The following is an 11,899-nucleotide window of genomic DNA, read 5'->3' on the forward strand; positions in this document are numbered from 1 at the left end:
GCGTATTTTTATTGAATGATGTAGGGGGTAGCGATGTATCAAAAAATTATGGAAATAAAAAATTTTCGAGAAGCCTTGAAAGACATTCATTTTGATACCTGGGTGTTGTTGGATCTCGATAATACGGTCATGACTCCTAAAATTGCATTTGGAGGAGATGCATGGTTTGAAGGCTTATTTTCTCATGTCTCTCAAAAAAAAATTGAAGCGGTTATTGCTCAACCATCACTAATGTCGGTTTATAATTCAGCACAGCAATTTGTACGCACTACGGCAGTAGAGCCAAAGATGGTGGATATCATTAGAGCATTGCAAGATATTGGTATTCCTGTCATTGGATTAACCGCACGTGGATATTCGATTCGACACCAGACATTGAGGCAGCTAGCTGATATGGGCGTTGATTTTTCACGAAACAGTATTGTTGCTGATGATGACTCCTCATGCCAGGGAGGCGTTATTTTTTGTGCAGGCGGTGATAAAGGAGAAAATTTAAATTCGTTTTTATCGCGATTAGGGCGTATTCCCCGCCATATTGTGATGCTTGACGATAAGAAAAAACACCTGGAACGGGTGATGTTTGCTTTGAAACCATTAGGAATTCATTTTAGTGGATTTCGTTATGGCTATCTTGATGAAGAAGTAAAACAGTTTAGTATGGAAACAGCGAACATTCAGTTGGCCCATTTATGGGAGTGGCTATCAGCTACGGTACAAGAAGATGTAAAAAAATTAAAACTTATTGCTGAAGAACTTATAGGTACTTTAAGTCCATTAGTTTATTCAGAGAGTTTTTTTCATCCTGAACATCCCCTGCATTCTGTTTTGTCACAACCGCACGCGAAAGAGCCTTCACAAGAAAAGCATTCCAAATTACCGAAACGCTCACTAAGTGTTTCTTCATTTTTTTCCAAGGGAAATCAAGTAGAGACAACATCCCCGCAATGGATGAAAACAGAGACAGATGGGCCTATCGATAAGAATCTAACCTTATCCATATGAACTAGTAGAGAAAATTACTATTGAAATGGGTAGCTCAGACGGCAAAAGCTACCTGAAAAATAACAAAAATAGCTAACCCAGGATTTGATAGGCGGTAATGAAATAATAATGGTACGATGAGTGTTCAGATTCGGTGCTCAATTCAGGGAGGATATTTACCAGAGCCTTGATATATTCTGAGTTGCACAACCTTGTCCTGGCCTGTGCACGTTTTTATTTTCTTGACTTTGGGTATTTAATCTAGTTAATCTGTGATTGATTTTTTATCATTCAAGAGTATCTATTATGCTAAAGGACTGGCAAATAAAATTTCCATACAGTTTTGCACCATTTCCAAATCTTTTTATCGAATTAGATTTTGAACAACAAGAAACTTTATCTCAATTATTGCATTTAACAGAACAAGCGGGTGTGGGATTACTCAATGGTGATACTGTTTTTCAAATACTAAATCATTCTTCTTATTTATCAGAATTAACCTATCTCATTATTTTACTTAATGATCTTAAATGTTTGGATAAATACATGCTGAATCATTTATTCACTCATCATTATTTACCAGACTTGCAAGAGAGTATTGATGTTCTTTCTAATCACACGAGGCTCACCTCCGATGTGGTAAAATTTTTATTTTCCGTCAGAAATCCGCAAGATTGTGTCGGTTTTATGATGCGCTCGCTCCAAAAAGGAACAGGGTTACCTGACATTTTGGATTACTTATCGCAACATGTCACACTGGAAGGGGTAAATCGTGCGTTAACTCTCTTTGATCTAAGTGGTTATCGCTATACGCCGGAACATTTCCCCAAATTTAGCGTCATAGCCAAGGTACTTGCAAATCCTTTATGCCAAACTATTTTTGATTCTCGGTGGCGTAGTTTTTCAGATTATACGGAAATTTCAGAGCCCTTAAATTCTACGGATGCGGATGAAATTATAAATCAACTTATTGGTTTGGTTGCTGAAGAGGATAAGATACGCACCTTTTTTGATTTTTTTGCATCATTGCGCCCGTTTCCCCCAAGTCAAAAATACATTGTGGATATAAATATTGAAGATAAGGTTACGACAGCATTGATGAGCTTTTGCAAATCAAAAATCGCAGCAATTGCAAGTAATGAAGACTCTTTGCAGGTTCAAGCAATGATAACAACCTTAAGAAAAAAAGGTGGCGATAATGCTATTTTTGATACAATAAAGTATGAGGTAGCAAGTGATATAGAATTGGAAGATTTATATTCTATGCGCAAATACGAAGATCTTATGGATGAAATTTGGTCGGCACTTAATCAACCTCAACCTCACCTGGAAACTTTTGAAGATACATTTCATGAGCGCAGGGAGTATCCAGGTTTTTTTGCCAAAGCATTAAGATTTCAAACGGCTACAGTCTCTCAGAATAAGATGGATATCGAACAAAAAGATAAAATGAATAATCTCTCAATATAATAGGGTAGAGGTATGTTTTGACTTGCCCCTGACCAAATGTTTCCAAGAATGGAACGAATCTTATAAAAACTAATCTCAACAATATACAGGATTGCAGTGAGTTAGCGGATGCAAGAGGTTTGGTCTATAATTAAACATTATACGCTTTCCCAGGAGCGCTTTATGTTAAGCCAATCCCTTAGAAAATATATAGATACTCATCATATTTCCTACAAAACTATTAGTCATCCTAGAGCTTATACAGCATTACAATGTGCACAAGCAGCACATATTAAGGGACACTATTTTGCTAAATCTGTGGTCGTCAAATTAGATGGAAAATTTGTACTCGTAGCAATTCCTGCCAATATGCGACTTGATTTAACGTCATTTAAAAAAGAGACTCATGCAAAACATGCAGAAATAGCCCATGAATTTGAGTTTCAAGATAAATTTAAAGACTGTGAAATTGGAGCAATCCCACTTTTTGGAGAGCTTTATGGTATGGACGTTTATCTTGCAGAAAGCCTGACTCATCAGGAGTGGTTGGCTTTTAATGCAGGAAATCATAATGAAGTGCTGCAAATGAAAAGCAAGGATTTTTTTAATCTGGTACACCCAAAAACTTTATCTCAATGTTAACAGGAAAGAGTGGATTGTAAAAAGTTGGGTCTATAATCTGTGCATATAGAACCTATATTAGATGAGGTTAGATCTTGTTTTAGTTTCAGTTAAAACTTATCTTATAGCTCGGCACTTGCCTTTAAGCTGATAGGAGTGCTTGATGTAAATGCCAAACTATAAAAACAGTTTAAACTAAAGGGATCAAACCATTATGTCTTGGAAACAAACAATTACACTCGAGCAGTTGCAACAAAAAGGTCGTCACTGTGAAACTATTGATGGTCATAAAATTTTATTAATTTGGCACAATGACGCAGTACATGCTATTGCTTCTCAATGCCCACATTTCAAATTACCTTTGACCAAAGGGGTGGTTACGGATGAAAACACCATCGTTTGCCCTTTTCATAAAAGTGCTTTTAATCTGACAACCGGACAACCCGAATGCTGGTCACCCTGGCCGCCTGCTCTTGGTACGGTACTTGGTAAGCTTAGTAAACCCAAGAATCTGAAAATATATCCAGTCCGTATTGATAATGATAAAATTATTGTCGATGTTGCTTAAATGATCTCTTGCAGCGGTATAATATCCCCTTTTTTCGGACAGTTCTCGTTTTGTTGAAAACGCTTACTTATTGAACCACCCATGGATTAAAGCTCATAAAGCGTAATGCTCATGTAGTGAAAGACCAATTGTCAATAGCCCATTAATCATCTCCCAGTATTGGGGAATGATTAGGGGCTATTTTTTGCAAGAGGAGCATTACTGAATAAAAATGAAGCCTAAAGGAAATCAGGACAAATGCTATCGGTTTTGGGGTTTCCCTCGTTATCATTTTTCATCACGTTCTCTAATGCATCCAATCTTATTTTGACTTGTTCTTTTTTAAGCATCTCTTATCTATGGAGTTGTTAATTATTAACGCCTCTTTTTCAGAGCACTCTAATGATTTTTTTTATGAGTCACTGAATTATCTAAAAAATTTATTAATTTTTTCATGGATGAAGCGTCTTTTAGAAAAATTCTGGCACGTGTAGAGGTAGCCCAAACAGCCGATGCTACTGCAAATCCGAGCAGTGATACACCTATAATAGCCGGCAGTGAAAAGGGTACAGTTAATAGAATAGCTGCTATAGCGGATCCTCCAACAAGGAGCGCTATAGCGCCCAAGGCAATATTTATTTTTGCATTTCTTGTTGTGTAATTTTTTAATCCCGTTAAATTAGATTGGTAGCCTTCTTTGAAGGAGTATAGTTCCATGATTATGTTTTCTTTTGCTTTATTGTAGTCTTTAGATTCATTTGCAAATTTTATTTCATCTCTTTTTTTCGGGTTGACTCTATGGGGAATTGTATCACTATGATGATCATAGGGGGCTGAATTTTGCGTGCACAAAGGACGAGTAATAGCGACATTATCGCGAGCATGTCTCATTGCTCCATTAAATGCTTGAAACTCATGATTGCTCGTCAAAGTATTTTGTTCTACTGCTTTAAACTCATCTACAAAGACATGCATCCGCTTGGAGATTTCTTTTTCTAATTGATATCCATTGAAAGCAGTAAAAAAATCACTGTCTAAATGACCTGCCCCATTAATAGAAGTTAATGGCTCTGCTTTTCCTCCTGTAATTGCATCCCAGGCATCTGATTCCCTAAATTTATCTTTATCAATCTTTATATCAATAGCCGCTTTAACTTCATTGGAAATTTTTTGCTCCAGCTTCAAGGTAATATTTCCAGGAATTAAGTTTTGATTGTGGCTGTAGAATTGATGTAATTGTTCTAATATCTTTTTCTGATCATCTTTAAAAATAAACTTAATTTCTTTATTTGGATGTAAGAAAGCAAAAAGATGCATTTGTGCATATAAAGTTGATATTTTGGATTCATCCGTTTTATTTTTAGGCATGTTTTTAATATCTTCCACATCATCCAGAGTGGGTTTCCTTTTGTCTGTTATATAGGATATGTGTTGATATTGATTAAAATTAGTACCTGGATTTATACCTTGTTGAGCATCTATTGTTAAAAAGCTATCAAATTTAATAGTACTTTTATTGGCGCTATCTTTTATTTTTTTTTTAATCTGTTCTACTCGATCTGGATAAGCGGTAAACACAGAAAAACAGCTAGATTTACAAGAATTATAATGATCTTTATGGATCCCCTGTCTATTCGAGCCAACGCAAATGGTGGCTTCATTTCCTGCATTAATACTATCGGCGATTTCTTCTATTAACATAGGGTTTGCTTCGATCATTTCTTCGAAATTTTTTTCCGCCATACATCCATCATAATCAAGAGAATAAACATACAGTTTTGTCATTTTTTATGCTTCATATCATTATTGTTTATAGATAAATTTAATCATTATGTTTATATTTAATCCAATTGATTGTATTTATAAGTGATATCAACTCAACAAATATAATTGTAATTTACGCTAAGTGATTATTGTTTGAGCAGGTGCTCAAGGTGGCTATTAATACCGAAATCCTAAAATTCATTGGATCATAAGATCAGTTGTTCCAATCGCCAGAAGCTTTCCGTTTTTCCACAATAATAATTCTTTCGATTGGATTGAGGCTAATAAATTAGGTTGATGTACAAATTCCTTATCGAATTATAGAGCGTGCTGGTGAAGATCTTAAATTGATTTAAGGGATAAGCAGGTATCAAACATCGTAGGTTGGCTTCAGTCCAACCTACGATTTCTTGATAACAGTCCTGTAATGATTATTTTGGAAAATACGTTAATTACACTTTATTAATCACTACCCTTAATGCCTGTAACTTTAAAGTAGCGCTATGCATCAACTGTTCACCTTCTACGAGCTGATTTTTTAAATAACTAACTTCTTCATCCCGTATTGAGGGGTTAATCTTTTTTAATGCTTCAAGCCGATTAATCTCGTGATTTATGCAGTCCTTCATTTGTTTAATTGCTTTTTCAAGAATCTCCTGAAGCTGAATTTCAGCAACCTTTTTACTTTGTGTTAATATCATTTCCAGATCCTGGTGAACCTGCTGAATAATGGGGTAACATAAGTGGCGCTTTACGGGCTCACACAATTGATTTAATTGATTATAACCCAATACCTTAGAAAGGTTTTTTCCTGAAACATCCATGAACACTCGAATCGGTTCCAGGGGTAGAAAGCGTTCTAGTTGCAGACTTTTGGGTGCTGCACAATTTACCGTAAAAAAGGACTCCAAAAATAAAGTTCCAGGCTTGATACTTTTAATGGAAATTGTTGCTAAAGTTGCGTTTCCTAACTCAGATTCTAAAGTCATTTCCATACATTCACTGACCATAGGATGTTCCCAGCTTAGAAACTCAATATCCTCGCGAATAAGTGCTTTGGGACGCGAATAAGTTACAGTAACGCCGTCCTCTCTTAAACCTGGAAAATGGCTTGTTTTCATGTGATCTGTGGGACGGAGAATTTCAGTATTTTCTGAATGGTATTCATGATCAATACCGTACTCTTGAAATACCTGTGCCATGTAATTTTCCAATTCCAAACAATTTTCTTCTGCTTCGATGGCGGTAATTAGTTCCTGGGCTTGTTGGGCATTACACGAATTTAGTTCCAGCAAACGATCGCGGCCATCATGCAATGCCTGATTGATTTCTTCTGCGCGTATTTTAGTGCGGGCAATCAAGGTGTTAAGTTCTTCCTCGCTTGTTTCTACTCGATCGAGAATAGGCAAAAGTTCATTTTCAAATTCTTCATAAAGAGTAAAACCAACAGAACAACTTTGAGTAAATAAGTTAATTCCTTCATGATACCAGCGAAATAATTTCTCTTGCACCGAATTCAAAAGGTATGGAACATGAATCTTAATCGTATGGCGTTGTCCTATACGATCGAGACGTCCAATACGTTGCTCCACCAAATCAGGATTTAAAGGTAAATCAAACAAAACAAGATGATGTGCAAATTGAAAATTCCGACCTTCGCTTCCAATTTCAGAACAAACAAGTGCTTGTGCGCCATTTTCTTGTTCCGCAAAATACGCGGCAGCGCGATCACGTTCAATAATAGACAATCCTTCATGAAAGGAGGCGCAGCGAATTCCCATTTTTAATTTTAAATGTTGATCCAAAGCAATAGCGGTATTTGCTTTAGCACAAATAATTAGAACTTTGTGGGGATAAAGTTCTTTAGTTTTATCGGTTAACCATGTCACGCGAGGATCGTTTTCAAGCCAAATTTGTTTATCAACAAGTTGTTCTGGATAAAGTTTCCTCTGGCCTTTTTGTTCTCCCAATGAAGAATAAATGATAGGACACTCTAGAGGGTAAGCATGTACTTGCCGTTCGGGAAAGCCTTGAATGGCTGCGCGAGTATTGCGAAATAAAACGCGTCCCGTACCATGTCTGTCTAACAAATCTCTAATTACTTGATCAATGCTTGTTTCTATTGTTTCACCCAAATAAACTTCGAGTTGTGATTTTAATTCTATGCTTAAATCATCGATAGATGCATCTTCACCATATGCCATGAGCGCTTGCACTAATTTATTGATTTCCTGATATCCATCTTCTTCTTTTTTAAATGCCGAAAAATCATAAAACCGTGAAGAGTCCAGCAATCGTAATCGAGCAAAATGACTGGCAATTCCTGCTTGCTCAGGAGTTGCTGTTAACAAGAGTAAGCCTTTACTGTGCGCAGACAATTCTTCAATACATTCATACTCTGGACTTTTCTCTTCTTCAGACCAATGTAGATGATGGGCTTCATCGACAACAAGCAAGTCCCATTTACTTGCCAGGGCTTGTTGGCGCGCATTTTCATTATCCATCAGAAAATCCAAACTGCATAAAATCAATTGTTCATTTTCAAAAAGGTTTTCTTGCGTTGTTCCGATTTGAATCCCTTCTTCGTCGTCCAGCTCATAGATCTGTTCATAGCGGTTGGCATCGATGATTGAGAAGTTCAAATTAAAACGGCGGATCATTTCTACCAGCCATTGATGAATTAATGTTTGCGGTACTACGATCAGAACCCGATTGGCACGTCCTGTATGGAGCTGGTAATGTAAAATCATACCTGCTTCTATGGTTTTTCCAAGGCCTACTTCATCGGCAAGCAAGACGCGCGGAGCATAGCGGTGTGCGACTTCATGAGCGATATAAACCTGATGTCTCAGGTGACTGGTTCTTGAGCCTAATAATCCTCTGACTCGAGATTGTTGCAATCTGCTCGCATGGTTTAGAGTATCTATTCTTAATTTGAAAGTGCTCAACTTATCCAATAACCCACTGAACAATCGTTGTTCAGGAGTATTTAACTTGATAAAACAATCCAAATTAACTTCGCTGATATAAAGCTTATTACCTGCATCATCCACACCACGGTAAAAATACAGCCCCTGCCGTTCCTCAACCTGGGTAATATTTATTTTTTTGTGGCTGGAAGTCATAACTTCTTCGCCTTCTTTATAAATGATACGACTCAGCGGAGCATTATCCGTAGAGTAAATGCGTTCTTCTTCGGCAGCGGGGAAACTCACACTTACCTGTCTCCCACTTACATCAATAATAATACCCAGACCGAGTTTTGATTCGGTATTGCTTATCCAGCGTTGGCCAATAGTAAAAGTCATAAGAAACCATGTTTTTTTAAGTATGACTAAAATAATAAAAAACTTAAAGAAACTCAACTTGACACGTAGCTTTTTTTTGAAATAGAATGGCGCAATTTTAATCATAAAGAGGACGTTAGACTATGCAAGCAAAAAGAGAGACCTTTCCTGAGTTGAGTATTAAGGAGCTAATTGCGTTGGTTGGAGTTGCTGCATGTTCAGAAAGTGATAGGGAGAAAAAGGAAGCACAAGAAATTATAGCTGCATATGCTACTGAAAAGAAAAAAACTGCTCCAGGATTTTTTACTCCTTATAGAAGTTTAAAAGATTTTGGCGGTAATTTAGTTCTTCCAGTTGTTTCTCCTTTAACTTTAGGGCTCGTTGCTGGTGTTACCGCGATTGGTGCAGCATTAGGAACGATTACTATTGCAGGGAGTTTGTTATTTGCAGCTGGTGCTGGTGTCGTCGGTCTTTTCAATAAAAACGCAAAAGAAACAGCAAAAGATGCGCTTATGGCCGCTGCCTTGGCTGGTATTGTCTCAGTTGCTTGTACTATTCTTACTGCTGCATTGGCTGTAATTGCTGTTGTTTCAACCCCATTATTAATTGCCAGTATTTTTACCCGCGGCGGCGCTACTCTTTTTTCTGCTGTTTCTGACTGCTTCTCTCGTTGCTTCCCTAAATCAGAAGCTCCAAAGCATGAGGAAGTTAATGAAATAATGGAAGATCAACCTATTTTAGCATGTAATTAATACCTGTTTTAAGCTAGGCTTTAATCGCCTAGCTTTCTCTCCGCTTTAGTGATGGCAATACCCTTTCTCTGTCTTTAAAAAGAACACACTTTGTTAAATTAAAACAGCTTAGATCTAAAAATTAATTTTTACTTGTTTTTTTAAGCTATCATGGTTAAAAATAGTTGGCACAGGATGAATATTTAACAGAAAGGGAACTCACATGGCTACCAACACAGAAGAGCTTCAGGCTCTTGTCACTACAGATACAGAAAATGATCTCAAGGAAGTAACAGAAACCACGCCACTCCAAACTAACTTAGAGGAAGAAATTCAAGCTAAGTTAAAAGCCCTTAGTGATACCGAAGAAAATAAATTCAAAAAAATGACAATCACTAAAGAAATATTCGAACAAATTAGAAAAAGTTTGGAAGAAACTGTTAAAAGTATGGAGAAAAATCCAAGCCTTTTCTCTCGTGCTGCAGATTTTTGGGGTGAATTACCGCTATGGCAAAAAATTCTCGGCGGGGTTGCCGTTACGCTACCTACTTTAATTATTGGTATCGCTGCCAATGTTGGTTTTCTGCTGGCAATTTGTGGGGTAACGGCGATTACCTATACAGCAGGTGGACTTATTCTCGATGATCATCACAAATGCAGCACCAGTGCAGTTGAGAGTTTGCAAAAAGGGATTTTAGGTTTGGCAGACTTACTTGAGTTAACGATTAATGCCCTAAATGTCATTCGCGAACAATTAGAGATCGAAATTACAAAGTTCGCACAAGAAAATCAACGTCTTGCTGAAAATATTAATTTTTTAAGTAACCAAATCGATGCGGTTGATAAACAAGTACGGGCCACCTCTAAAATTAATGAATCACTCACCATTACCAAAGATGGGTTACAATGCGTTGCCAACACTTTAACTGAGGGTGTAAACCAACAAACAGATTTATTGCAACGAGCCCAAGAAAAATTGCGCTATATTAATGAAGCCTATGGTAGCAGTCAGAAAGAGTTGGGAGAGAAAATTTTAGAGATTGAGAAGGTAAGAGCTGAATTAGGGGAGGATCTAAATAAAGCCAAATTAATGATAGAGGCTTTGGGGTCGGCAATCTCAGAATTTTCATCCACAATTGGCAATGAAGAAAAGCAACGCGTATTCCAAGAAAAATTGGATGATTTTCTTAAAAATAAAGAAGCTAGTTTTCTGCACATAGCCGAACGAATTTGCGAGGCAGAAAAAAAACTCATACTCGTACAAAAAGAGTTAGAAATTACGAACGCTTCGTATCGAGAACTCCTTGAAAGACAAGGAAAACAAGTGGATAGACTTGAAGGTTTGGATTTCAAAGGGTTATCTAAAAAATTGTCTAAAGCACCAAGTTCTAAAGAAACATTCATTGGCGAATCTCTAAGCAAAAATGGGCTTTATGCGACATCTAAGAAAGTCAATGAGTCTACAGAAACACATGAATCGAAAGTGACTCAGACGCTGCAGCACAATTAATTAATAAATACTCGCGATTCCTATCTGCCCCTCGTTTAATTTTTTCCTGGTTGAGTGAGGGGATTTTCTCACCCTGTTTCTAGGGTGAATTATCAACACGTATGCGTAAACTAAATTTTACCTGCCATGGATAACTCATAGGCCTTTAAAGCAGCTTGCACCGCTGTACGTTCACCTAGACGTTGATACCATGACAGCAGATGGGTAAATCTTTGCGTATCGATAGTTTGTTTGTAGAACACTTGAAAACAATATATCCAGGGCCAAATAGCCATATCTGCAATAGTATAATCATCTCCGCCAATAAACGGGCGATTGGTTAATTGTTTTTCCATAACACCCAACAAACGATCACTTTCATCTGTATAGCGTTTTAGTGCATACGGAATCTGTTCAGGGGCTGCGCGGTGAAAGTGTCCTAATTGGCCAAACATTGGGCCAATGTGTGCTGCCTGAAAATAACACCACTGCAAAATCGTGTATTTAGCTTTTGGTGCACTAGGTAGGAATTTTCCATGTTTTTCTGCAAGATATTGCAAAATTGCTACACTTTCAAATAAATAAAAATCTTCCTGAGAATCATACAAAACCGGGATCTTATTATTGGGTGAAATTTTTAAAAACTCTGGATTAAATTGCTCATTTTTGGAAATATCAATTAATTTGATCGTATAGGGTTGAGATAGCTCCTCCAGTATAATGGTTGGTTTTATGCCATTGGGAGTGCCAAAAGAGTATAATGAATACATGCGAACCTCCTGTTTTAATTTCTATGTGATCTGAGTCTTTCAGTAACATTGAGCGGATGCCAAGATAAGCTATTGAAATGCCACCTAACCATATCAAAAGATTATATAATGTCAAAACATAACTCAATGAAATTGCCTTTTTTGCTGCAGATACAGGCGAATCAGTTATTTTTGTAAATCTAATTAAGCGATAGGACGTGCTTTTTAAAGAATATTTTCTTGCAGAATCGTCTTGCATCAATCTATAGCACACAGGAAGA

General features: G+C 37.0%; 9 protein-coding genes. 6 read left to right on the plus strand and 3 right to left on the minus strand.

Annotation, left to right across the window (positions count from 1 at the left end):
- Window positions 1-33 precede the first annotated feature (33 nt).
- From EKG34_RS04780 to EKG34_RS04795, 4 genes are all read left to right on the plus strand, one after another.
- Window positions 34-1,002, plus strand: coding sequence for a DUF2608 domain-containing protein (locus EKG34_RS04780; RefSeq protein ID WP_003633983.1), 969 nt, complete (start codon window positions 34-36; stop codon window positions 1,000-1,002).
- A gap of 285 nt (window positions 1,003-1,287) precedes the next feature.
- Window positions 1,288-2,451, plus strand: coding sequence for a hypothetical protein (locus EKG34_RS04785; protein ID WP_003633986.1), 1,164 nt, complete (start codon window positions 1,288-1,290; stop codon window positions 2,449-2,451).
- 162 nt (window positions 2,452-2,613) lie between these two features.
- Window positions 2,614-3,072, plus strand: coding sequence for an aminoacyl-tRNA deacylase (locus EKG34_RS04790; RefSeq protein ID WP_012979558.1), 459 nt, complete (start codon window positions 2,614-2,616; stop codon window positions 3,070-3,072).
- Between the two features lie 193 nt (window positions 3,073-3,265).
- On the plus strand, window positions 3,266-3,619 hold the full coding sequence (locus EKG34_RS04795; RefSeq protein WP_003633990.1) for a Rieske (2Fe-2S) protein: 354 nt from the start codon (window positions 3,266-3,268) through the stop codon (window positions 3,617-3,619).
- Between the two features lie 378 nt (window positions 3,620-3,997).
- On the opposite strand, the gene EKG34_RS04800 is transcribed toward EKG34_RS04795, so the two are convergent.
- Window positions 3,998-5,383 carry a YidH family protein gene (locus EKG34_RS04800; protein WP_012979557.1) on the minus strand — a complete coding sequence of 462 codons (1,386 nt, stop codon included), beginning with the start codon at window positions 5,381-5,383 and terminating at the stop codon, window positions 3,998-4,000.
- Between the two features lie 431 nt (window positions 5,384-5,814).
- Window positions 5,815-8,670: an RNA polymerase-associated protein RapA gene (rapA, locus tag EKG34_RS04805; protein WP_003633995.1), complete on the minus strand. Its 2,856-nt coding sequence runs from the start codon at window positions 8,668-8,670 to the stop codon at window positions 5,815-5,817.
- Window positions 8,671-8,792: 122 nt separating this feature from the next.
- Here rapA and EKG34_RS04810 point away from each other — a divergent pair, with 122 nt between their 5' ends.
- Entirely contained in the window at window positions 8,793-9,401 is a 609-nt protein-coding gene (locus EKG34_RS04810; protein WP_003633997.1) for a hypothetical protein, read from the plus strand.
- Window positions 9,402-9,603: 202 nt separating this feature from the next.
- Entirely contained in the window at window positions 9,604-10,890 is a 1,287-nt protein-coding gene (locus EKG34_RS04815) for a LegC2/C7 family Dot/Icm T4SS effector (RefSeq protein WP_003633999.1), read from the plus strand.
- Between the two features lie 110 nt (window positions 10,891-11,000).
- Here the strand turns inward: EKG34_RS04815 and EKG34_RS04820 are convergent, their stop codons facing one another.
- A complete protein-coding gene (locus EKG34_RS04820; protein ID WP_003634001.1) occupies window positions 11,001-11,639 on the minus strand; it encodes a glutathione S-transferase family protein in 639 nt (212 codons plus the stop codon).
- Window positions 11,640-11,899: the final 260 nt, after the last annotated feature.

The organism is Legionella longbeachae (assembly GCF_004283175.1).
Taxonomy (GTDB): Bacteria; Pseudomonadota; Gammaproteobacteria; order Legionellales; family Legionellaceae; genus Legionella; species Legionella longbeachae.